The sequence below is a fragment of the Vibrio sp. CAU 1672 genome (assembly GCF_029223195.1).
GTDB lineage: Bacteria > Pseudomonadota > Gammaproteobacteria > Enterobacterales > Vibrionaceae > Vibrio.
The window spans coordinates 1-22,370 of record NZ_JARHUF010000038.1; the positions used below are offsets into that span (position 1 = coordinate 1).

A 22,370-nucleotide genomic window follows, 5' to 3' on the forward strand; every position below is an offset into this window, starting at 1 on the left:
CACCGAAGCTTCTATTATGTCGCTGCCGCTCGACTTGCATGTGTTAGGCCTGCCGCCAGCGTTCAATCTGAGCCATGATCAAACTCTTCAATTTAAGATTTTGTTCGGCTCAATGAATACTGAACATTCCTTTCGCTAATAAATAGCAGAAGTAATGTTTGAATTGACTGTGCTGAATCTTTCGATTCAATGGCCACTTCGTTTCATTGAAACCTAATTTGATACCGAAGTATCGAATTGGATTATCATCAACGAGTGCCCACACAGATTGATAGGTTCTTATTTTTAAAGAGCTTTTTTCTAACGACTCATGAGCTTCGCTCCTTGTCGTCAGGGGTGCGTATCTTACGCTTCCCGAGTTGAGAGTCAAGCATTTTTTCAAATTTCTTTTCTCTCTTACCGACTCGCTGTGTGACGTTCGTCTCACTCCGTGTCGGTGGATGCGCAGTATAGGGCGTTGAGAAATTAGCGCAACCCTTTTTTGGGAAAAAAATTCAACCGCTCAATAAACCATCAAATACTTCGTATTTGCATATTTCTTCGGCACATTTGAGACATATCACAGCAATTGGTTGGAAAAACACCAACCATATACGTAAGATCAATGTGTCTGTTTTGTTAAATAGACAGCGAATCTCTTTCTTATCTATATGTAGTAATCAAAATGACGTCTAAAAAAACTTTGATTTTATGTGCCGGACTGGCGATCGTTGGTGGGGGAATCTTCTCTCTAGTGGCGGTTCCACCAGCGTTGAGCTTCATTATTGGTGTTATCGCAACTGCTTTTCTGTATTCACTTTCAAGCCATACACCTATCTTACAACCAGCTAAATCTGAACCTGCTACCAAAACACTGTATGTCGGTAACTTACCTTATAAAGCAAATGAGAGTCATGTGCGCGACTTGTTCGCTGAACATGGCCAAGTATTTGCCGTGCGCCTAATGAAAGACAAGCGCACAGGTAAACGACGTGGTTTTGGTTTTGTCGTAATGGCTGCTGATGACGCAAGCAGCGCAATTACCAATTTAAACGAAAAGGAATATATGGACAGAACATTGAAAGTGCGGATTGCGAATGATCCTAAACATCAGGAAGGCGATAAACCTGAACAGGATTAAAACCCATTTTATCCAAACAACAATTCAGTGCATCTTCTTGCCAAGGAGATGCACTGGCAAAAATTCTCTTGCTGCCTTCTTTTCTCGTACCTTCCGTGGTGACATCTTTCAGTAATACTTTTACTCGCCGCGCAATAGCTTCTCCGGAGTCCACCAAAGCCACACTCCCACCAAGTGCAATTTGGATTTCTTGTCTGAGCAGAGGAAAGTGAGTACAACCTAGCACCGCCACATCAACTTTATCTCGTAACGGTAAAAGAATACGCTCGATCTCTATTATCGATGGTACTACACCCCGCAGTTTTTCTTCTGCCATATCAACCAAACGTGTCGAGCCTAATAGCTCGACCGGTTTACCTTGGGCAAAATCACGAATCAGCTCATGGGTATACTCGCGGGTTACGGTTGCGGGCGTCGCTATTAAGCCGACACCACGAGAAGCAAGCAACGATGCGGGCTTAATCGCAGGTACCACACCCACCACTGGAATAGATAAGTTTTCACGCAATGAAGGTAAAACAATCGTGCTGGCGGTATTACACGCAATCACAACGATATCTGCTTGATACTCTTCAACCAAAGCAGACACAAGTTGATTTACTCGCGAGATCAATACTTCCTGATCCAGCTCTCCATATGGGTAAGCTTGATTGTCAAATAAATACAAGTAATCAAGTTGAGGTAACAGACGATGTATCTCTTTAAAGACAGATAACCCTCCGACACCGGAATCAAACACTAATACTTTTTTATTACTTGCAGTTCGCACGAAACTTACCTGATAAATAGCGATTCGGCGATCATACTGGTTAGATTTGTTTTGGCAATGTTTTAGCCTGGTATCTTTGATGGTTGAATTGCCCTACAGGCGTTGCTTCCCGGTCTGTTAATTCTATATATCCTTAAAAATACCGGCGTCGACGCCACCAAAGCATACTCTTCACCTCCTACACCATTTCAGGGATATCGAACAAACAAAACGATACCTGAGCAGCATGCGCCTTAAGAAGTCCGAACTCCGACTATCATTCAACACAAAAGAAAACCGCCCGAAGGCGGTTTAATCATTAGAACTGGTAATTGGCAGAGACAAAGTACTGACGTCCCGGAGTCGCATAGCCGGAATACATCTCATACTCTTTATCGAAAGCATTACTTAACTTGCCGTCAATCGTCAGGCTTTCGTTCACCGCGTATGAAACGGTAAAGTTCCATAAACTGTAACTGGCCAGTCTCGCATCACCGTAAAAACGCTCACCTTGATAAAGGTATTGGGAACCTAATATCCATTGGTCAAAAGTTGCGTAAGCATTCCATTTTGCACCGCGTTTAGAACGGTATGCCAGTTGGGTCTCTTTCACGCCCGACTTATCGACCGGATCTTTATAATCGAGGTAAAACTCGTGAGAAACGATGTCGGTATCAAACAACGCCGCTAGTTCAACCCCTTTGATTTCCGCCTCACCGACGTTTTGCATCCCGGCCCCATGCCAGATCAACATATTATCGATCTGATTACGGTATCCGGTGACGGTCCAATCGACGACAGAGACCATCCCCGACAGCGATACCTCGCTGTTCTGCGACTCTTCCGGTTTCAGGTTCGGCATTTCATAACCTGGGTAATACAAGTCAACGAAGCTTGGTGCCCTGAAAGCGGTACCGTGACTTAAGGTCAACTCATAACCGTCATACACTTGCCAGCCCGCAGCCGTTTGCCACGTGGTATTATTACCAAACTGGTTATTATCATCGTTACGGATGCTGGCTTCGAGCGTCCAGGCGTCAAACACATACTGGGCAATTGCGCTCACACCAAAGTTAGTTCTGGGGTTCTGTTCTGGATCGTAGTCCTTTGCCGGCCCCCAGTCACTTGGGGCAAGGTAGCCTTTCGCCAGTTTCTCGGAGCGATAATCCAGACCACCACCAATACTCAGCGCGTCATTCACGCTGTATGAGTTGAGCCAAATCGCATTGAACTGTTCAATAGCCATATGATCGCCCTTCGACTTGCTTTGGCTGGCTTTGTGGTCATAGTTGTCCTGCTGGCCATAAGCGATCTTCAGCTCAGAAGAGTACGCCTCTTTTGAGTATGTCAGCGACAGATCCGCACCTATGTATTCCACATCACCGGTTTTCATTTCATGCTTATCCAGCGTGCCCCAGTCAGGATTACCATAACTGCTGTTGTCGTAGTCATACTCATTGGTGTACGCCGTCGCCCCCAGATAAGCCGACAGGTAATCTGAGAAGTTCTGCTGATAACCCAGCTTCAAGTTATAGGATTCAAATCCGTGTTCATCGCCATCATTTACCCCAGGGAGCGGTTTGACGTTGAAGCCGTCGGTTTTCTCATAACCCAGTACCGCTTTGATGTGCGTATCTTCACCCACAGGCTTCGATACTGCCAAGGTGCCAACAGCATGTGCGTTCGAGCCGTAACCGGCATGAAGTTTGGTTGAGTCACTGCGCATGTCCGCGCGAGTAATGATGTTAATCACGCCCGCAATGGCTTCGGATCCATAGATAGAAGCCCGCGCACCACGGATATAGTCGATCCTCTCGACAGAGTTAACCGGGAACTGGTTAAAGTCCACACTCCCCATCATGGCTCTTGGCAGTCGGACCCCGTCAACCAGTACCAGAACCTGTGACGAGCTGCCACCGCGCACAAACAGCGATGCACTTTGTCCACGGCCACCATACTGTGCCACTTCAACACTGGGTAAGGTACGGAAAACATCAACCAGACTTTGGGCTTGCAGCCGTTCGATGTCTTGTTTGGTAATGGTAACCGTCTGAGCCAGAACGGCGCCGTCAATTTGCTCAAAACGGTTGGCGGTGACCACAATAGTTTCATCGGTGGAAATTTCTTGTGCCTGTAGATTAAAAGCAGGTGAAAGCAGCGATGCCAGAGTGATCGCCAGTGCAGTTTTTTTCATTATCATGTCCTAAATCGCGTAATCCCGACTGAGCCCAGCCCCAAAGCTGTTCAATACATTGGCTCAGCTGCTGGCAGGTATTCGGACTGAAGAGCCTGGCCTGGCCACCTACTGACTCGACTTCCCGCATAAACTAATGCAGTGTCTGATGAGTGTTCGTTCTCTTTTACCGCTGCGCGTCAGTTCTGGATTTTCACCAGATTCCCTTTTCAGCCATCTAGATAGCTAGATAGCACCAGCTCGACGCCATACTATTAAGCTATTGATTATTTGTCCAGACTATATTGCGCTGACAGATAGTTACGCTGTGTGACAGAGATGCCGTAACGTGGTTTGCTAAGCTATCTTTAAATCAATTCGAGCGCAAAACTGGACATACCGTTGAGATTGAATAAAATCTGCGCTCTTAAATTGAATGCACCATAAAAGGTAAGATCATGGCTACTCTTGATGTCAATCCACAACGCTACCAAGAACAACTGGCTGAAAAAGTCGAACGTCTCACTGATATGTTCGCGCCATACCACGTGCCAGAACTGGAAGTGTTTGAATCACCAGAGCAGCACTACCGCATGCGTGCTGAGTTCCGCGTTTGGCATGAAGGTGAAGACCTGTACTACATCATGTTCAACCAAGAGACTCGTGAGAAATACCGCGTTGACCAGTTCCCAGCGGCCAGCCGTCTGATCAACGACCTGATGCCACTGTTGGTTGAGGCGATGAAAGATAACGAATCGCTACGCCGTAAACTGTTCCAGGTGGATTTCCTCTCGACACTGAGCGGTGAGATTCTGGTTTCTCTGCTTTACCATCGTCAGCTGGATGATGAGTGGATTGAAAACGCCAAAACCCTCAAACAGCGCCTGAATGATGAAGGCTTCAACCTCAACATCATCGGTCGTGCGCGTAAGATGAAAATAGTCCTGGACCGCGATTATGTGATTGAGAAACTGGACGTCAATGGTCAAACCTACATTTACCAGCAAGTTGAAAACAGCTTCACTCAACCAAACGGTAAAGTAGCAGAGAAGATGCTGGAATGGGCCGTTGACTGTACTCAGGACAGTACAGGTGATCTACTCGAGCTTTACTGTGGTAACGGTAACTTTTCTCTGGCACTGGCACAAAACTTCGACCGCGTTCTGGCAACGGAGCTGGCAAAACCATCAGTTGTGTCAGCACAGTACAACATTGCTGCGAATGAGATTGATAATGTACAAATCCTCCGCCTATCGGCAGAAGAGTTTACTCAGGCAATCGAAGGTAAGCGTGAATTCCGCCGCCTACAAGATGCAGGCGTGGATCTGAAGAGCTACCACTGCAACACTATCTTTGTTGATCCACCACGCGCAGGCATGGATGTGGATACCTGCAAGATGGTGCAGGGGTATGAGCGCATCATGTACATCTCTTGTAACCCAGAGACGCTAAAAGAGAACTTGGACATCCTATGCGAAACCCACAAGGTGACGCGTTTTGCTCTGTTTGACCAGTTCCCTTACACCCACCACATGGAAGCAGGCGTACTGCTCGAGCGCAAAGCCTAAACCCCTACAAGATAAAAAAGCGAGCCAGTTGGCTCGCTTTTTACCTATCTGCCGCTGACTACTCAGCAGAGGTTTGTTTGCTGATGTAACCCAGTTTTTTACCAATCCAGGCCAGCAAGATCATTGAAACCAGTATCGCAAAAAAGTTAGAACCCGCCTCCGGATATTGCGCTTTAATAAACGCCGAATGCCCGAATGCCCCGACAAAGAAGCAGGCCAAGCCCACCAGCGGGATATCTTCAGATACCGGGTTGTTAAGGTACTCTTGGTACAGCGCCTGGACTGACAGTACCAGCGCTATCAGAGGGAAAATAGAGAAAGACACTTCACTCATGGTCAGCCACGACAACAGCGCATCACCACACATACCAGCAACCACAGCCAACATCAGCGTTTTCTTTTCAGATTTGTTTCCTTTTGACATTATTCTATCCCGCCTTTTAATCGGTTACGTTCACGTTCTTTGCGATACCAATAAGCCCCTTTGGCTATCATTCGCAACTGCATGATCAGGCGCTCTGCGAGTTCATCACGCTCACGCCGATCCAAGTCTAAAGCTTCAGCACCGGAACTGAACACCAGAGTGACAGAAGCTTCAGCCTGGGTGAATGCTTCTTCTCGGGTGATACCGGTACTCATTAAATACTCTGTTAATTCTGCAGCAAAATGCTGAATTTCTCTTGCGACTGCGGCTCTAAATTCAAACGACGTGCCTGAGCGCTCGCGCAGCAACAAGCGGAACACGTTCGGGCTACTTTCGATGAACTCCATAAAGGTTTCAACCGAAGTACGGATAACGCTGCCTTCTTTAACGATCCGCTGACGGGCCTGGCGCATCAGTTGACGCAGCAGTAAACCGCCTTCATCGACCATAGTCAGGCCAAGCTCATCCATATCCTTGAAGTGACGATAAAACGACGTCGGCGCAATCCCGGCTTCACGGGCTACTTCTCGCAAGCTGAGACTTGAAAAGCTGCGGTCCGCACTCAGTTGGCTGAAAGCTGCATCGATCAATGACCGACGTGTTTTTTCTTTTTGCTGTGCACGGATACCCATAGATTTCATTGTTATGCTTGCTCTTATTGCGGTTGCAGTCTCAGCGCCCAATATAGCGCACTTCACCCCTCAGTATAAAGTTTCACACTCGCCATTCGCAGATCGGGAGCAAATTACTATCGACATGCATCTGATTGCAATTCTTTAACACAATTTTGTTGCCTCGCCCCATTACCGACTGAATTTTGTGAGATTGTGCGTGATCGTTCCCACTCTCTGGCAGGCGCCAGATGTTTCACAACCGGAAATGAGTTAAAATCACGCTAAAGCAATGTTAATTAAATATAACAAGGAAAGCATCATGGCACAGGCTAATCACTATGACGTGATCGTAATTGGTAGTGGCCCAGGTGGTGAAGGGGCGGCAATGGGGTTAACCAAAGCAGGGCTGAATGTCGCCATTGTAGAAAAGGAAAGCAGTGTTGGTGGTGGCTGTACGCACTGGGGAACCATACCATCCAAAGCACTGCGCCACGCAGTTAGCCGTATCATTGAATTCAATAACAACCCGCTATTCTGTCGTAACAATACCAGCCTGCATGCCACCTTTTCCGACATTCTGGGTCACGCCAAATCGGTGATTGATAAGCAAACCCGACTGCGGCAGGGTTTTTATGATCGTAACCAATGCACTCTGCTGTTCGGTACCGCCCGTTTTGTCGATGACTACTCGGTCGCCGTAATGCAAAGTGACGGCACCGAAGAAGTGTATACGGCTGACAAGTTTGTGATTGCTACCGGTTCCCGGCCTTATCAGCCTGCCGATGTGGACTTCATTCATGAGCGTATCTACGACAGTGACTCTATCCTTAGCCTCAAACATGATCCTCGCCACATCATCATCTATGGTGCCGGCGTGATCGGCTGTGAGTATGCGTCTGTCTTTCGTGGACTTGGGGTAAAAACAGACTTAATCAATACCCGGGACCGCCTGTTGTCATTCCTCGACAACGAAGTCTCGGATGCCCTTTCCTACCACTTCTGGAACAGCGGTGTCGTGATCCGCAATGACGAGACCTATGAGCGTATCGAAGGCACAGAAGATGGCGTGATCATCCATCTAAAATCCGGCAAGAAAATGAAAGCCGATTGCCTGCTGTATGCCAACGGGCGCACCGGTAACACCGATAAGCTCAACCTGGCGGCTGTCGGCCTTGGAGCCGATTCACGTGGTCAACTCAACGTTAACCGTAACTACCAAACGGATATTGAGCACATCTATGCAGTGGGTGATGTGATTGGCTACCCTAGCCTGGCCAGTGCCGCGTATGACCAAGGGCGCTTCGTCGCCCAGGCCATCACCAAAGGTCAGGCAGATGGTCACCTGATCGATGATATTCCGACCGGTATCTACACCATTCCGGAAATCAGCTCGGTCGGCAAAACTGAGCAAGAGTTAACGGCAGCAAAAGTTCCGTATGAGGTGGGCCGTTCTTCATTTAAACATCTGGCCCGGGCACAGATCGCAGGCAAAGACATCGGCAGTTTAAAAATCCTCTTCCATCGAGAAACCAAAGAGATCCTGGGTATCCACTGTTTTGGTGAGCGTGCCGCCGAAATCATCCACATTGGTCAGGCGATCATGGAGCAAAAAGGCGAAGCCAACACGATTGAATACTTCGTCAATACCACCTTCAACTACCCGACCATGGCGGAAGCTTATCGCGTAGCGGCATTGAATGGTTTGAACCGATTGTTCTAATACCAATGCTACGAATTATGTCGTCAGAAAATTACGCAGGAAAAATTACTTAGAACAAGGCATGAATTGCAGCTAGATAGCGATGCTACCTACAAAATTCATAATGACGTTATCAGTAATTTTCACCAGTAATTACGATGAGATAATTAGTTGTATTGGTATAAAGGTTGCCATGATCCAAAAGCACAACAGCAGGCTTTCAGCCTGCTGTTTTTGTTTGTGTCGTTAGGCAAGGAAACTTCCCTTGCGCCATTGGTAGAAGAATATCGCCCCAAGACCAATACCGCGCATCACCATAAAGCTGGTCATCGCTAGCCACAGCGCGTGGTTATGCCAACTCGTAAACAAAAAGAAGATAACGAAGAAACAACAGGTCGCAACAAACATACTATTTCGCATGTCCTTACCCTTGGTTGCCCCGACAAAAATGCCATCGAACAGAAAGCACCACATCGACGCTAATGGCATGACCACCAGCCAGGGCAGATACACTACCGCTTGTTGCTGTACAACTTCAATCGAGGTGATCATGGCGATCAAGTGTGATCCCGCCAAGCCAAATACTGCAGTGAGACCCAAACAGATGATCAGACTCCAAAAAAAAGTGCCAATCAGAGATGTACTGAGCTGTTCTCGGTCTTTGGCACCAATCGCTTTACCAACCATGGCTTCCATCGCGTAAGCAAAGCCGTCCATGCCGTAAGAAATCATCATCAAAAAGCTCATCAATACCGCATTAGCCGCCACTACATCATCACCAAAACTGGCACCTCGAAAAGTCATAAAGCTGAACGTCGCTTGCAAGCACAAAGAGCGCAAGAAAATATCGCGGTTGAGTTTCACAAATCGCCCCAGCCCATGTTGAGTATCAGTAAATAAACTCTTTAGAGACGGCAGTTGGCGTGCTTGCCATGTTTTCCATACGCAGATTAAGCCAAATGCCATGCCTGAATAGTCGGCAATCACTGACGCCAATGCCGCACCTTCAACTTTCCAACCCAAGCCAATCACAAACAACAGATCGAGCGCGATGTTGGTGACGTTAGTGATGATCACCATCCACATCGGTGCTTTGGCGTTTTGCGTCCCGAGCAGCCAACCCAGTAACACAAAATTGATCAGTGCTGCTGGCGCACTCCACACACGGATAGAGAAATATTCCATGCCGTAGTGCTTCACCTGGACACTGGCATCACTCCAACCCAAAATAAGCTCAGCGATCGGCTGATGGGCAAGCAAAAATACCAACGCAAACAGCAGTGCCATCAATGTCCCTTGGATGAATACCAGAGCCAGCTGTTTGTGGTCATCACGGCCATAAGATTGTGCGGCCAATCCCGTGGTCGACATGCGCAGAAAACCCAACAACCAAAACGTCACGCTGATCATAGTACTGCCTAATGCCACCCCACCCAGATACCAGGCGAATTCTAAGTGGCCAATCACCGCGGCATCAACCAGGCCAAGTAACGGCACCGTAATATTAGACAACACCATCGGTATCGCGAGGGCTAAAACCCGGCGGTGAAGTTGAGGATTAAATAGAGAAGAGAAAATCGAGTTTGTCACAGGCACCTCTGAGTTTGGTCTCGCAGTGTACCTGAGGCTTTCAGCCAGTGCCAATCACCAGATAAGCTCAACTAATACTGGGATGAAACGCTACTTGAGCCACGGCACTTTATTCAGCCACCGGTGCCACGATTTCCTGCGCGGACAAACACGATCAAGCTATTGACGCTAAACTTCATCAGTCACAATGATCCTGAGTAAGGCATCAGAATAATTAAGCCCGGCGATGACGGGCTTAAAGGTGGGGTTATTACATCCAGTCGGTATTGCGAATGATCCCGACCGCTAAACCTTCAATGGTAAGGTGCTGAGAAGTCAAATCAACCTGGATAGGAGCAAACTCTTCATTCTCGGCGTGCAATAAAACCGTGGCACCTTTGCGTTCCAGACGTTTTACGGTTACATCATCATCCACCCGGGCCACGACCACCTGGCCGTCACGGACATCCTGGGTCTTATGCACTGCGAGTAAATCGCCATCCATGATCCCAATGTCTTTCATGCTCTCGCCGTTAACCCGCAGCAAGAAATCGGCTTGCGGTTTAAACATCGCCGGATCCACCTGATAATGCGTTTCCACATGTTCCTGAGCCAAAATAGGCTCCCCGGCCGCCACTTGGCCAATCAATGGCAACCCCTGCTCATCGTTAGCCGAATCATCCAGCAGGATACGGAGACCACGAGAGGCACCCGGAATGATTTCAATCACTTGCTTACGAGCCAGTGCTTTTAGATGTTCCTCTGCAGCATTGGCAGAGCGGAAACCAAGCTCACGCGCAATCTCAGCACGAGTTGGTGGCATTCCGGTGTCGTCGATTTTACTTTTGATCAAATCGAAAACTTGTTGTTGGCGTGGCGTTAACGGCTTCATAGGTCACCTGTCTTTTTATACAGTTAACTGTGAGTATATCCAGTAAATGAGCAAATGAAAACCCAATTGGTTGTTTTTTGGTTGCTGAACGTAACCGCAAAGGCTCGATATCGAGATGCAGGCATTGCCCGGGAATAAAATTAAAAGGTTTGACCAGTTTCTGGTATTCTTGCAGCGCTTAAAATTTATTGCCTAGGCTTATTTCTATTGCCGTATCCCATTCCACTCCCATCCGGAGAAGATCCAACGGACACAGAAATAAGGTTGGGCCCGTTTGAACACCTACCGAGGCAGTGAACTTTATGTCTTCCGGACAATTATTTTCACGTTCATTATTAAAACTCCCTTTATCCGTACTGGTTAAAGGTACCGCCATTCCATCGAACCCGATCGATGATCTTGATATTGATATCAACAAACCCGTCGTCTATACCTTGCCATTCCGTTCAAGTGTGGACTTACTGACGCTGCAGAAACAGGCCTTGAAACTGGGGCTACCCGATCCACTCAGCCCGCTGGAAATCAATGGCAAAAGCCTGAACCGTTATGTCTTCATTGCGTCACGCCCAACGGTGGTCAGCAATGATAATGACGTTCCCCGCGAGTCCGTCGCCCTGTTTACCGAGCTACTTGAGCTGCATAAACTCGACCGTGAACTGGACGTACAGATGATCCCGGCAACCGTGCTGTGGGGACGCAAACCCGGCAAAGAAGAGCAGCATAAACCATACCTGCAGGCGATGAATGGCCCACAAAAGGCCAAAGCGATATTGGCCGCTGGCCGTGACTGTCTGGTGCGCTTCAGCCCGGTCGTATCGCTGCGTTACATGGCCAACTCACACGGTACCGATAGTGCGATTGCGCACAAACTGGCCCGCGTGGCACGGATTCACTTTTCCCGGCAAAAACTGGCTGCCTCAGGACCCAACCTGCCACAACGTCAGGTACTGTTTGCCCGCCTGATGCAATCACCGGCGATTGAGCAAGCCATAACCGATGAAGCGCAGAACAAAAACATTTCCATCGAAAAAGCGCGCAAAGCCGCGCATGAGATGATGGACGAGATCGCGGCGGACTTTTCATATGGGTTGGTCAAACATGGCGACCGCATCCTGAGCTGGTTGTGGACCAAACTGTACCAGGGCCTGCATATTAATAATGCCGCCAGTGTTCGTCGTTTAGCACAGGACGGCCATGAAATCGTGTATGTACCTTGCCACCGCAGCCACATGGATTACCTGCTGCTTTCTTACGTGCTGTATCACGAAGGCATGGTACCACCACACATCGCAGCCGGTATCAACCTTAACTTCTTCCCGGCCGGACCGATTTTCCGTCGCGGCGGCGCATTTTTCATTCGCCGCAGTTTTAAAGGTAACAAACTCTACTCAACCATTTTCCGTGAGTATTTAGCCGAGCTGTTCGCCAAAGGCTATTCGGTCGAATATTTCAGTGAAGGGGGGCGTTCCCGAACTGGTCGCCTGTTACAGGCAAAAACCGGCATGCTGGCCATGACGATCCAGGCAATGTTGCGCGGCCTGAACCGCCCTGTCACTCTGGTACCGGTTTACATCGGTTATGAACACGTGATGGAAGTCAGCACCTATGCCAAAGAGTTACGTGGCAAACGTAAGGAAAAAGAGAACGCCGGTCTGGTACTGCGTACCCTGCGTAAACTGCGTAATTTCGGCTTGGGTTACGTCAACTTTGGTGAACCTATCCAGCTTAACCAGTACTTAAACGAACATGCGCCAGAGTGGACCAAAGACATTGACCGCATGGGCGGCAGCAAACCACAATGGATGAATCCGGTGGTCAATGAGCTGGCCAATAAAATGATGACGCACATTAACGATGCGGCCGCCACCAATGCCCTGACCTTATGTGCGACAGCACTGCTGGCCTCTCGCCAACGTGCGCTGTCACGTGATTCGCTGATCAGCCAGATCGACTGTTACCTGTCGTTACTGAAAAAAGTGCCTTACTCAGAGACGTCCACCCTACCGGCGGAAAGCGCTGCTGAGCTGGTCGATCACGCCATTTCACTCGACAAGTTCGTGATTGAAAGCGACTCGATGGGTGACATCATTTCGCTTGACCGCAACCAGTCGATCCTGATGACTTACTACCGTAACAACATCATTCACTTGTTTGCGCTGCCTTCTTTAATTGCGCAGATGATCATTCGCCAACGCAATTTGACGGTCGAAATGATTCAGGCCAATGTTGCCCTGATTTATCCGTTCCTGAAAAAAGAGCTGTTTTTAAGCCTTGACGAAACAGCGCTCAATGACTTGGTAGTGAAATACCTGAACGAGTTTGCTGAGCAGCAGATGATCAGCATCGACGGCCATCACGTGACTCTTAACCAGTCAAACAACCAGCCACTAGTGCTACTGGGGCGAACCATTACCGAGACCTTACAGCGTTACTCCATCGCCATGAATCTGTTGGTTGCCGACCCAGAACTGGGCAAGAGCGATCTGGAGCAAAAGAGCCAGGATATCGCACAGCGCCTCGGCAGGCTGCACGGCATCAATGCACCCGAGTTTTTCGACAAGGGGGTTTTCTCCGCCATGTTTGCCACGCTTAAACAACAGGCCTACCTCGACCATGACGGCAACTGTGATTTAGCCAAGAGCCAGGCTCTTGCCCAGCTGCTGTTTGCGCTGTTGTACCCGGAAGTCAAACTGACGATTGAAGAAAGCATCTCCCAGCTTCAGGCTTAAGTGCCTAAGCTGAGAAAAAAGGCATCCTGTTGGATGCCTTTTTCTTACAGAGACTTGTGTTACCAAAAGGCAACCAATAAGCCAACCGCAATCACCATACCAACGTAGTTATTATTCAGGAACGCCTTAAAACACAGCTCCCGCTCACGGTGACGAATCAAATGCTGCTGGTAAACGAACAGCGCCGCAGCCATCAACACCGCCCAGTAATAACTCTGCCCCAACTGAAAGTACTGGCCTAAGCCAACCAACAGCCCCAGCGTCACCAGTTGCAGCAGGCCAATGATCAGTTTATCGTGGCGGCCGAACAAAATCGCTGTCGATTTGATCCCCACCAGCACATCATCATCACGGTCGACCATGGCATACTGGGTGTCATAGGCAATGGTCCACAAGGCATTGATCAGAAAAACAAACCAGACAATGATGGGTAACTCACCGGTTTGTGCCGCCCACGCCATTGGAATAGCCCAACTAAAGGCCAGACCGAGGAACAGCTGTGGCAAATGAGTGTAGCGCTTCATAAACGGATAGATGAACGCTAGCGCTAACCCGGCAATAGAGAGCTGAATGGTTAACGGGTTCATGGTCAGTACTAATAAGAATGAAGTCAGGCCCAAGAGTAGAAACAGACCAAGGGCTTCTTTGGCACTCACCTTGCCTGCTGGTAACGGACGTAGCCTGGTGCGTTTCACATGCCCGTCCACTTTGCGGTCGGCGAAATCATTGATCACACAGCCAGCACTACGCATCAAGACCACCCCGGCGACAAACACCAGCAAAACATCCCAGTGCGGTATACCTTGTGCTGCAATCACCAGTGCCCACAGTGTTGGCCACAATAACAATAATGTGCCAATCGGGCGATCCATCCGCATCAGTTGCCAATAGGCCTTGGCTTTCTCAGCAAGCATCTAAGCGTTCTCCTTCGCGTAAATCGGTGAGTGGGCCAAAAACAGCTCGGCAACCAGCATCGGCTTATGGTTCATCCACAACCTTGAGCGGCGTGCAAGCAGGCGCCCTTGCGGTGAATCCACCCAAGCCACCTGTAACCCATCGCGCTCAACGTTATCAGCACTAAACACCGTGAGCCCTAACGGGATCTCCCCCTGTCGGGCCAGATCATATGGCTGGTCGATCAAAGTAGTACGGGGAATTAAGGTGCGGCCTAATACCCAGGCGGCGTCATCACCGGATAAAATCACTTCACGCAGCAGGCAATCCTGTTGGGACAGTAACTGGCACTCTTGTTCTGTCAGAGCACTGGGCGTAATGAGTTGGTTGTTGAGCAGTTCCACGCTTAAGTGTTGGCAATGCTGACTCAAGCGACGTGACAACGATCCCTGCTCTTCCAGCCAATGCTTGGCAAATTCACTCGGGAATGAAAAATCTTCAGGGTTTTGCCACTCTACTTCCAATAAAGAAGCAAGATAGACAGATATCGGCTGATTCATACTAGTATTCAATTGATGGCTTTATGCGTACAATAAAGCAACAACTTACCGTCTGTTTGAAACCGTAAGTTTAGTGATTGGTTATAGACTGCCTATTGTAACAAGACTAACGCGATTCGAGTATCGCGATCCCCATAAAGAAAAGTTAGAAATATGTACAAACGTTATGTAGCCCCGATTATTTTTGCATTCAGCCTGCTGGTCGCCATGTCGACATGGGCAGAAGCCGAAGAACAAGGCCCACAACTGGCCTATTTTACGCTTGAACCCGATTTAACCACCAACTTTTATACCAAAGGAAAAAAACTCGGTTATGTGCAAGTACGGATTGATGTGATGGTGATGAGCCAACAAGATCTTGCCATTGTCGAGCATCACCAACCCTTGATCCGGGATGCGGTAATTGAACTATTAGGCAAACAAACTGAAGACACCATCAAGTCTTTGGCGGGACGAGAAGACCTGCGCAAAACGCTGGTTGAAAAGCTCAATGAGATTCTGTTGCCGGAAACCGGAAAAACTGTGATTGCGGATCTGCTGTTCACCAAATACCTTTACCAGTAAACCGCCATATCCGACCGCCACCTGGCGGTCGTGTTTTCACCCGGATTAAGCTGGTTGATACTTGCGTTTCTGCGTATCAACCAACGCGATGGCGATACCCGCCAGCAAGCCAACCAGGTGAGCCGTATTGGCGATGGCCAGAAATGGCTGCACAAACCCCAACACCAGCCACACCAGCATAAAGACAATGATCGGTTTCGGCTGAGTCAGGCCAAGATGAGGTAAGCGGTATCCAATGACCCACAAGTAACCGAGCAAAGCGTACACCACTCCGGATAAGCCACCAAAGTTGGCCCCTTCCACATAATACTGCCCTGCGCCGGAGAGCGCCGCCGACAGTAAAAATATTTGCAACAGCTTGCCGGATCCTAACCGTCGCTCAATGTCTCCCCCTAGCTGCCACCACCACAGCAAATTAAACGCAATGTGGGTCACAGAGAAATGCAAAAAAGTATGGCTTACCCAGCGCCATAACTGCCACTGTTGTTCGGCGAAAGCCGGAAAATGCAGCCAGGAAAACACCCCATCGGCAAACCCCAGCAATAACAACGCATAAACGCTCCCGCTAAGCAACATACCCGCCAGCGTGATCGGTCCGGCTTTGGCTTTGACCATGCTCATCAGGCTGGGGCTGGTGTAATGAAAGCGGCTTTTGCGGCTCTCGGCAACATCCCATGAAGCAGCGCTGTATTTCGTTTGGGTTGGATCGGCTAAAAACTGCCTCAGTTCCGCCTCAACTTCAATTTCATGCTGACGGTCTGTCAGCCACAGTGCAAAGTGCCCCTCTCCCTCCGGCATCAACTCAATATTGATGCCGCGTGACGCCATATAGTCAATAAATGCTTGCGCCATACGCGGATTGTTAAATGTTGCCAGTCTCTTCATTCACTCACTTCTCACAATAGGTAATAGCGATCGCTGCCAGGCTTCGAAGCCACCATCAACACTGTACACCTGTTCGAAGCCCTGGTTAACCAAATATTGTGCCGCTCCCTGGCTACTGATGCCGTGATAACACATCACCAGTACGGGTTGCTCAAACTCAGCCTCTTGCATAAAAGACACGATCGTATCGTTGGTGAGATGAAACGCTGATTGCGCATGGGCGACCGCAAACGACTGGGGGTCTCGGATATCCACCAGCCAGGCATCCCCCTGCTCTAGTAATGCCAGGGCACCTTGAACATCAATATGTTGAAACTGATCCATTTACTTTCTCTTCGTTCTGAGTGGTTAAGCGTGTTTTTATTGCCGTTATTGTAACCTATCCAAAGCCAAACTTAGACACAAGGAAAGTCAGGTTAATCCATTCGCAACCGGTGAATAGTATTTGTGGATAACTCTGTGAATTACGTTGATAAAGTATGCCTGATGATTTTGATCCACAAGATGTAGTAATGATCTTGATCTAACTGTGTGTATATACACAACTATCCCCAACTCAGAAATCGCGCTAAAGCCTTATTCTGCCCCGCTTTCGAACAACTGATGAATAATTACTTCACAGAGTTATTCACAGGCCATCGTAGCTTTTCCGCCTTGAGGTGATCGCTACGACGATCAAAAAAGCCGAGATCCAGGGATCTCGGCTTTTCTATCAAACATGGGTTAATTAAGAGAAGATCAGAATTCGCCCACTGCCAGCTTGAGCTTCTTCATTGCATTCTTCTCTAACTGACGAATACGCTCGGCAGAAACGCCAAACTCTTCCGCCAGTTCCTGCAGGGTGGCCTTTTTGTCATCCAGCCAACGGGAACGGACTATGCGCTGACTACGTTCATCCAGGCCTGCCAACGCTAACCCTAAGCGGTTATTGGTGTGCGCTTCCCAGTTTGCCGCCTCAATATTGTCAGCGACATCAGAGGACTTGTCTTCCAAATACAACATCGGAGCGGTGTACGAAGTTGTGCTGTCGTCGTCGTCGCTCGGCATGTCGAAGGTCGAATCTACCGCCGCCAGACGGGATTCCATCTCACGCACCTCAGCCGGCTCGACACCCAGCTCTCTCGCCACGGTTTCAACTTCACCGTTGTTGAACCAACCCAAACGCTTTTTCGACTTGCGAAGATTAAAGAATAATTTCCGCTGCGCTTTGGTCGTCGCGATCTTAACAATACGCCAGTTGCGCAATACGTACTCATGGATTTCAGCTTTAATCCAGTGAACGGCAAAAGATACCAGGCGCACCCCCACTTCCGGGTTGAAGCGCTTTACCGCTTTCATCAGGCCAATGTTGCCTTCCTGAACCAGGTCTGCCATTGGCAGGCCATAGCCTGAATATCCACGAGCAACATGAACAACGAATCTAAGGTGTGACAGGATCAGGCTTTTCGCCGCTTCTATTTCACCGTTGTAGTGTAATCTTTCTGCCAGCTCACGCTCTTCATCTGCGGTCAGCATTGGGTAGCTGTTAACCGAGCGAATATAGCTATCAAGGCTATCTTGCGTGACTAGAGCCATCGGATACGCTTCGTTTGTCATTCAATTCCTCATCAATCTCTGATCTGGAGCAATACATTGCAATGTAGCTGGGTCATCTTGAACTCAAAATGAACAAGTTGCAAGAAGGGGCTGTCATTATCCATAAACAAATCGTCTAAACAAGAGCCTCAATTAGCTTGTGCTAATAAAATCCCCAGTATAAGACCCCCATCACTTAAACTGGTTCAATTTCTTTTAAGTGGCGCTGTGCGGAGACACGGGCCGCGACACACCCCAGCAAACAACCGATGACGACCAACAGTAAAGACTCATCCCAACTCAGTCCAATCAAACGAAAATGACTGTCATACAGTGCGGCTAATTCTTCCACCGCATTGTTGAGTAAAATCGTGATCAGCGCGGTTACCAGCCACGCGATCGTCGCGCCAAGTAAACCAAACCACATCCCCGAATACAAATAAGGACGCAGAATAAAGCTGTCCGTCGCGCCAATCAGTTTCATGGTTTGGATCTCGTCTTTATTCGCCAGCACATTAAAACGTAATGTGTTACCAACAATGAGAAATACCGCGCCCATCATCAATACCGTCAGGGTGGCAACAATAATCCCAGCCAGTGCTTTGATCGCATCCAGACGCGCCAACCAATCTTCATCCAGACGGACATCGGTAACGTCGGTTTGCGCCTGCATTTGTTTGGCCAGTGCTTTAAGATCGCTTTTCAACTCGCTGTCCGGCGTGATCACCAACACACCGGGTAACGCATAGCCGCTGAGTAAACTCAGCGCCTGCTCAAATCCGGCGTACTGGCTCAGATCAGCCAACCCTTGCTGCGGTGAAATGTACTCCACGTCAGCAACCAGCGGCCAGGTTTCTATCTCATCTTTCAGCACCATCACTCGAGCTTCTGGCATGCCTTCAATCAAATAGGCACTGACCTGTGACGGTGAGGCAACGTCTTCTGCCGCCCCGGCCACATTCTTACCTAATAAATACAAACAAGCGGGCATTGCCAGTGCCATCGAAATCACGGCTAACGTCAGAAAGTTACCCAGCGGCCGTTGCCACATGGCAACAAACGCCGCTTTGGCCTGTTTGGCATGCACTGTAAAAAAGCTGTCGGTATTAACCCGTTGGCTGCGCCGCCCTGAGCCCTTGCGCTGAGTTCGCGTGTTACCGGCCATAATCTTCTACCTCACTTAAGAAGCCTTGGTTCAGTTCGAAATGACGATATTGAGGGCGGGTATTGACCAGGCTGATGTCGTGTGTTGCCAGTAAAATGGTCACACCGGCACGATTAAACTCTTCAAGCAAACGCAGGACGCGATTAGACAACTCAGGATCGAGATTACCGGTCGGTTCATCGGCCACCAGCAGTGTCGGACGGTTCACCACCGCTCGGGCAATACCGACTCGCTGCTGCTCACCTCCGGACAACTGGCTGGGCCGGCAACGGGCTTTATCGAGCAAACCAGTTTTATCTAGAGCAGCCGAAACACGACGTTTAATTTCATGTTCAGAGATTGACTCAATCCGCATCGGCAGTGCGACGTTGTCATAGACACTGCGGTCCATCAACAGGCGGTGATCCTGAAACACGATACCAATATTGCGGCGCAAAAACGGAATATCTTTATTGGGGATCCGGGTGATATCATGGCCATTAAAATGAATGCGGCCATCCGTCGGGCGCTCGATTGCACAGATCAGTTTCAACAAGGTGCTTTTACCCGCACCGGAATGCCCGCCCAGAAACGCCATCTCACCACGCCTGAGATGAAAATCCGCTTTTTGCAGTGCCTGCCGGCCACCTCGATACGCTTTGCTCACTTGTTGAAACTTAATCACCGTTAAGATCCTCTTTTCGCTCGCCCGAGCGGTTATTCTTCGCGACTGAACAGAGCGTCAATAAACTCTTGGGTTGCAAAAGGACGCAGGTCTTCAATCCCTTCCCCGACACCAATATAGCGGATCGGAATAGCGAACTGATCGGCGATGGCAAAGATCACCCCACCTTTTGCAGTGCCATCCAGCTTGGTCAATGTGATCCCGGTGATTGGCGCCACATCACTGAACAGCTTCGCCTGGCTAATGGCATTCTGTCCTGTCGCAGCATCCAGGGTCAGCATGATTTCATGCGGTGCAGAGTCATCGATCTTCTTCATAACCCTTACAATCTTGCGCAGCTCTTCCATCAGGTTAGCTTTATTTTGCAGGCGCCCGGCGGTATCAGCGATCACCACATCCACCCCACGTGCTTTGGCCGCTTCAATCGCATCATAAATCACCGAGGCACTGTCCGCGCCGGTATGCTGAGCGATCACCGGCACGTTGTTACGCTCGCCCCAGACCTGCAACTGCTCCACCGCCGCCGCACGGAAGGTATCGCCCGCCGCCAGCATGACTTTTTTTCCCTGGCTCTGGAACTGTTTGGCCAGTTTACCAATGGTGGTGGTTTTACCCACACCGTTTACCCCAACCATCAGGATCACATAGGGCGTTTTACTCTCACCTACCTGCAGTGGCTGCTCCACTTTAGCTAAAATCTCCGCCATTTCTTCTTTAAGCAGGCCGTAAAGGGCTTCACCATCTTTCAAATCGCGATGAGTGGCTTTTTCAGTCAGGTTACCGATGATTTTCAACGTAGTGTCCATACCGACATCCGCCATCAGCAACTGCTCTTCCAGCTCTTCAAACAGATCATCATCGATTTTCTTGCCTTTGAATAAACCGAAGAACCCGGCACCAATATTGGCTTTGGTGCGGCTCAGGCTGCGCTTCAGGCGGGCGAAAAAGCTTTCTGTTGGCTTCTCCTGCTCCTGAACGCGGGCAGGCTGAGGCTCTTCTGCTTCTGCTTCTGCTTCTGCTTCTGCTTCTGCTTCTGCTTCTGCTTCTTCAGCATTTTTGCTTTCCGGCTCACTGGCAAGTTCAGCAGTATCCTTAGTTTCCTCAGCCGCAACATCCGGCTCCGTTTGATCCACTTCGGCTTCCGGGGTGGATTCGGTTACTGTATCTTCATTATTGGTCGGTTTTGCGCTTTGCTCTTCATCACCAAAACCTAGCCACGAAAGTAATCCGCGCTTCTTTTTTTCCGTCATCTGGGGCTATCCTAGATTATCTTTTATCTACTGTGACTCTTGCCTGGTGAACAACATGCTGTCTTCAGATAAGAGTAATGACAAAGTGAACACTGCCCAATGCGGCACTTCGAATCTGATTAGTGATACACTCTGTCGTCATTGAATTATTCGGTACTGTATCCGAGCCCAACAGCTGGGCAATGGAGTATAGTATCACTTTATTAGCGGTCAAAAAATCTATGGTAAGACGTCGCCAGCAAAACTCATCACAAAATAAGCCAACAACCGGCTTTGTTCGCGTTATTAGCGGCTTATGGAGAGGCAGAAAACTCCCGGTTCACGACGCGGAAGGGCTGAGACCCACGACGGATCGCGTCAAGGAAACCGTATTTAACTGGTTAGCTCAGGATGTGCCTCAGGCACACTGCCTCGACCTGTTTGCCGGATCTGGCGGATTGGGCTTTGAGGCGGCATCACGCCAAGCTGCTCACGTCACCATGATTGAGCTCAACCGGCAGGCTTTTCAACAACTGACCAAAAATGTTGCGGCATTAAAAGCGGCTAACATTGATGTGCTCAACACCGATGCGCTCAGTTACCTGCAACAGCCTGGTACCCCACATCATGTGGTGTTCATCGACCCGCCATTTCATCAAGGGCTGCTGGCGCAAACCGTCAGCCTGCTGGAGCAAAACGGCTGGCTCGCCGACGGCGCGATGATTTATATTGAGACCGAAAAAGAACTGGAGATGACAGGCCTGCCGCCGACCTGGCACCTGTACCGGGAAAAAACCGCAGGCCAAGTGAGCTACCGCCTGTACGAACGCACCTCAGCCTGCAAGGACACCTAAATGAAAGCACTCCTGATTTTAGCCAAGGCAGCCATCGCCTTTGTCTGGTTTATTCTGATCGTTAATTTTTTCATGCCGTTTCCGGGTAAAGCGGCCATCGCCCTGTATATCATGACGGCCTTCCTGTTCATCATGCACGGTTTACAGATGGCGATCTTCATTGGCGCTTTTGGTGACAAGATAAAAATGTCGGCCTGGGAAAAGTACTCCATTCTGATATTTGGCATCTTTGCCCTGCTGGATATTCGGCGCAAACACATGATCTAACCGCCAGTCAGTGAATAAAAAAGCCGCTCAAACAAGAGCGGCTTTTTCGTTTTGAGTGTTCCGTCCTAAATAAGGTTGACACTTTCCAACCCCAAAATTGGAGAGTGTTATGAAATCAACAAATAAAAGAACTCAGCGCGATTATTCCCTCGCTTTTAAACTCACCGTAGTGGATGA

21 protein-coding genes, 1 rRNA gene and 1 riboswitch are annotated in these 22,370 nt (G+C 49.1%); of the genes, 7 read left to right on the forward strand and 15 right to left on the reverse strand.

What is annotated here, in order from left to right:
• Window positions 1-94: ribosomal RNA gene (locus P2G85_RS20115) — 16S ribosomal RNA — on the reverse strand; the annotation flags it as partial.
• 570 nt (window positions 95-664) lie between these two features.
• Between P2G85_RS20115 and P2G85_RS20120 the strand changes: the two genes are divergently transcribed.
• Window positions 665-1,120 (forward strand): RNA-binding protein, encoded by a 456-nt coding sequence (locus P2G85_RS20120; protein WP_275865845.1) that lies wholly within the window; start codon window positions 665-667, stop codon window positions 1,118-1,120.
• Here P2G85_RS20120 and murI read toward each other — a convergent pair.
• Together murI and P2G85_RS20130 are read right to left on the reverse strand one after the other, a co-directional pair.
• Window positions 1,083-1,889: a glutamate racemase gene (murI, locus tag P2G85_RS20125; RefSeq protein ID WP_275865846.1), complete on the reverse strand. Its 807-nt coding sequence runs from the start codon at window positions 1,887-1,889 to the stop codon at window positions 1,083-1,085. The two genes, P2G85_RS20120 and murI, sit on opposite strands and share 38 nt — an antisense overlap.
• A 298-nt stretch (window positions 1,890-2,187) precedes the next feature.
• On the reverse strand, window positions 2,188-4,062 hold the full coding sequence (locus P2G85_RS20130; protein WP_275865847.1) for a TonB-dependent receptor: 1,875 nt from the start codon (window positions 4,060-4,062) through the stop codon (window positions 2,188-2,190).
• 54 nt (window positions 4,063-4,116) lie between these two features.
• A riboswitch (cobalamin riboswitch) is annotated at window positions 4,117-4,317 on the reverse strand.
• A gap of 182 nt (window positions 4,318-4,499) precedes the next feature.
• Here P2G85_RS20130 and trmA point away from each other — a divergent pair.
• On the forward strand, window positions 4,500-5,609 hold the full coding sequence (trmA, locus tag P2G85_RS20135) for a tRNA (uridine(54)-C5)-methyltransferase TrmA (RefSeq protein ID WP_275865848.1): 1,110 nt from the start codon (window positions 4,500-4,502) through the stop codon (window positions 5,607-5,609).
• A 58-nt stretch (window positions 5,610-5,667) separates the two neighbouring features.
• On the opposite strand, the gene P2G85_RS20140 is transcribed toward trmA, so the two are convergent.
• Both P2G85_RS20140 and fabR read right to left on the reverse strand, forming a co-directional pair.
• Window positions 5,668-6,033, reverse strand: coding sequence for a YijD family membrane protein (locus P2G85_RS20140; RefSeq protein WP_275865849.1), 366 nt, complete (start codon window positions 6,031-6,033; stop codon window positions 5,668-5,670).
• Window positions 6,033-6,674: an HTH-type transcriptional repressor FabR gene (gene fabR, locus P2G85_RS20145; protein WP_275865850.1), complete on the reverse strand. Its 642-nt coding sequence runs from the start codon at window positions 6,672-6,674 to the stop codon at window positions 6,033-6,035. The genes P2G85_RS20140 and fabR overlap by 1 nt, the downstream gene beginning before the upstream one ends.
• Before the next feature lie 262 nt (window positions 6,675-6,936).
• On the opposite strand from fabR, the gene sthA reads away from it, so the two are divergent.
• Entirely contained in the window at window positions 6,937-8,367 is a 1,431-nt protein-coding gene (gene sthA / locus P2G85_RS20150; protein ID WP_275865851.1) for a Si-specific NAD(P)(+) transhydrogenase, read from the forward strand.
• Between the two features lie 225 nt (window positions 8,368-8,592).
• Here the strand turns inward: sthA and dinF are convergent, their stop codons facing one another.
• Both dinF and lexA read right to left on the reverse strand, forming a co-directional pair.
• On the reverse strand, window positions 8,593-9,936 hold the full coding sequence (dinF, locus tag P2G85_RS20155) for an MATE family efflux transporter DinF (RefSeq protein ID WP_275865852.1): 1,344 nt from the start codon (window positions 9,934-9,936) through the stop codon (window positions 8,593-8,595).
• 250 nt (window positions 9,937-10,186) lie between these two features.
• The gene (lexA, locus tag P2G85_RS20160) at window positions 10,187-10,807 is read right to left on the reverse strand and encodes a transcriptional repressor LexA (protein ID WP_275865853.1); all 621 of its coding nucleotides are present in this window, start codon (window positions 10,805-10,807) and stop codon (window positions 10,187-10,189) included.
• A 302-nt stretch (window positions 10,808-11,109) separates the two neighbouring features.
• Here lexA and plsB point away from each other — a divergent pair, with 302 nt between their 5' ends.
• The gene (gene plsB, locus P2G85_RS20165) at window positions 11,110-13,536 is read left to right on the forward strand and encodes a glycerol-3-phosphate 1-O-acyltransferase PlsB (protein ID WP_275865854.1); all 2,427 of its coding nucleotides are present in this window, start codon (window positions 11,110-11,112) and stop codon (window positions 13,534-13,536) included.
• A 59-nt stretch (window positions 13,537-13,595) separates the two neighbouring features.
• Here the strand turns inward: plsB and ubiA are convergent, their stop codons facing one another.
• Together ubiA and P2G85_RS20175 are read right to left on the reverse strand one after the other, a co-directional pair.
• Window positions 13,596-14,450: a 4-hydroxybenzoate octaprenyltransferase gene (gene ubiA, locus P2G85_RS20170; protein ID WP_275865855.1), complete on the reverse strand. Its 855-nt coding sequence runs from the start codon at window positions 14,448-14,450 to the stop codon at window positions 13,596-13,598.
• Entirely contained in the window at window positions 14,451-14,990 is a 540-nt protein-coding gene (locus P2G85_RS20175; RefSeq protein WP_275865856.1) for a chorismate lyase, read from the reverse strand.
• 153 nt (window positions 14,991-15,143) lie between these two features.
• Between P2G85_RS20175 and P2G85_RS20180 the strand changes: the two genes are divergently transcribed.
• Window positions 15,144-15,554, forward strand: coding sequence for a flagellar basal body-associated protein FliL (locus P2G85_RS20180; protein ID WP_275865857.1), 411 nt, complete (start codon window positions 15,144-15,146; stop codon window positions 15,552-15,554).
• 45 nt (window positions 15,555-15,599) lie between these two features.
• On the opposite strand, the gene glpG is transcribed toward P2G85_RS20180, so the two are convergent.
• The 6 genes from glpG to ftsY all read right to left on the reverse strand — a co-directional run bounded on the left by glpG (window position 15,600) and on the right by ftsY (window position 21,093).
• Window positions 15,600-16,439 (reverse strand): rhomboid family intramembrane serine protease GlpG, encoded by an 840-nt coding sequence (gene glpG, locus P2G85_RS20185; RefSeq protein ID WP_275865858.1) that lies wholly within the window; start codon window positions 16,437-16,439, stop codon window positions 15,600-15,602.
• Window positions 16,440-16,763, reverse strand: a complete 324-nt coding sequence (gene glpE, locus P2G85_RS20190; protein WP_275865859.1) for a thiosulfate sulfurtransferase GlpE — start codon at window positions 16,761-16,763, stop codon at window positions 16,440-16,442. It abuts the gene before it with no gap.
• 414 nt (window positions 16,764-17,177) lie between these two features.
• A complete protein-coding gene (rpoH, locus tag P2G85_RS20195; RefSeq protein WP_275865860.1) occupies window positions 17,178-18,035 on the reverse strand; it encodes an RNA polymerase sigma factor RpoH in 858 nt (285 codons plus the stop codon).
• Between the two features lie 175 nt (window positions 18,036-18,210).
• Window positions 18,211-19,179, reverse strand: coding sequence for a permease-like cell division protein FtsX (gene ftsX / locus P2G85_RS20200; RefSeq protein WP_275865861.1), 969 nt, complete (start codon window positions 19,177-19,179; stop codon window positions 18,211-18,213).
• The gene (gene ftsE / locus P2G85_RS20205; RefSeq protein WP_275865862.1) at window positions 19,169-19,843 is read right to left on the reverse strand and encodes a cell division ATP-binding protein FtsE; all 675 of its coding nucleotides are present in this window, start codon (window positions 19,841-19,843) and stop codon (window positions 19,169-19,171) included. Before ftsE ends, ftsX begins: the two co-directional genes overlap by 11 nt.
• Before the next feature lie 32 nt (window positions 19,844-19,875).
• Window positions 19,876-21,093 (reverse strand): signal recognition particle-docking protein FtsY, encoded by a 1,218-nt coding sequence (gene ftsY / locus P2G85_RS20210; protein ID WP_275865863.1) that lies wholly within the window; start codon window positions 21,091-21,093, stop codon window positions 19,876-19,878.
• A gap of 221 nt (window positions 21,094-21,314) precedes the next feature.
• On the opposite strand from ftsY, the gene rsmD reads away from it, so the two are divergent.
• Complete coding sequence (rsmD, locus tag P2G85_RS20215; protein ID WP_275865865.1) at window positions 21,315-21,926, forward strand: 16S rRNA (guanine(966)-N(2))-methyltransferase RsmD; 612 nt, start codon at window positions 21,315-21,317, stop codon at window positions 21,924-21,926.
• Window positions 21,927-22,193 carry a DUF1145 domain-containing protein gene (locus P2G85_RS20220; protein ID WP_275865864.1) on the forward strand — a complete coding sequence of 89 codons (267 nt, stop codon included), beginning with the start codon at window positions 21,927-21,929 and terminating at the stop codon, window positions 22,191-22,193.
• Window positions 22,194-22,370: the final 177 nt, after the last annotated feature.

Coding starts and splice junctions, on each gene's coding strand:
- P2G85_RS20120 (WP_275865845.1), top strand. CDS start 665: ATGACGTCTAAAAAAACTTTGATTTTATGTGCCGGACTGGCGATCGTT.
- P2G85_RS20130 (WP_275865847.1), bottom strand. CDS start 4,062: ATGAAAAAAACTGCACTGGCGATCACTCTGGCATCGCTGCTTTCACCT.
- trmA (WP_275865848.1), top strand. CDS start 4,500: ATGGCTACTCTTGATGTCAATCCACAACGCTACCAAGAACAACTGGCT.
- P2G85_RS20140 (WP_275865849.1), bottom strand. CDS start 6,033: ATGTCAAAAGGAAACAAATCTGAAAAGAAAACGCTGATGTTGGCTGTG.
- fabR (WP_275865850.1), bottom strand. CDS start 6,674: ATGAAATCTATGGGTATCCGTGCACAGCAAAAAGAAAAAACACGTCGG.
- sthA (WP_275865851.1), top strand. CDS start 6,937: ATGTTAATTAAATATAACAAGGAAAGCATCATGGCACAGGCTAATCAC.
- lexA (WP_275865853.1), bottom strand. CDS start 10,807: ATGAAGCCGTTAACGCCACGCCAACAACAAGTTTTCGATTTGATCAAA.
- plsB (WP_275865854.1), top strand. CDS start 11,110: ATGTCTTCCGGACAATTATTTTCACGTTCATTATTAAAACTCCCTTTA.
- ubiA (WP_275865855.1), bottom strand. CDS start 14,450: ATGCTTGCTGAGAAAGCCAAGGCCTATTGGCAACTGATGCGGATGGAT.
- P2G85_RS20175 (WP_275865856.1), bottom strand. CDS start 14,990: ATGAATCAGCCGATATCTGTCTATCTTGCTTCTTTATTGGAAGTAGAG.
- P2G85_RS20180 (WP_275865857.1), top strand. CDS start 15,144: ATGTACAAACGTTATGTAGCCCCGATTATTTTTGCATTCAGCCTGCTG.
- glpG (WP_275865858.1), bottom strand. CDS start 16,439: ATGAAGAGACTGGCAACATTTAACAATCCGCGTATGGCGCAAGCATTT.
- glpE (WP_275865859.1), bottom strand. CDS start 16,763: ATGGATCAGTTTCAACATATTGATGTTCAAGGTGCCCTGGCATTACTA.
- rpoH (WP_275865860.1), bottom strand. CDS start 18,035: ATGACAAACGAAGCGTATCCGATGGCTCTAGTCACGCAAGATAGCCTT.
- ftsX (WP_275865861.1), bottom strand. CDS start 19,179: ATGGCCGGTAACACGCGAACTCAGCGCAAGGGCTCAGGGCGGCGCAGC.
- ftsY (WP_275865863.1), bottom strand. CDS start 21,093: ATGACGGAAAAAAAGAAGCGCGGATTACTTTCGTGGCTAGGTTTTGGT.
- rsmD (WP_275865865.1), top strand. CDS start 21,315: ATGGTAAGACGTCGCCAGCAAAACTCATCACAAAATAAGCCAACAACC.
- P2G85_RS20220 (WP_275865864.1), top strand. CDS start 21,927: ATGAAAGCACTCCTGATTTTAGCCAAGGCAGCCATCGCCTTTGTCTGG.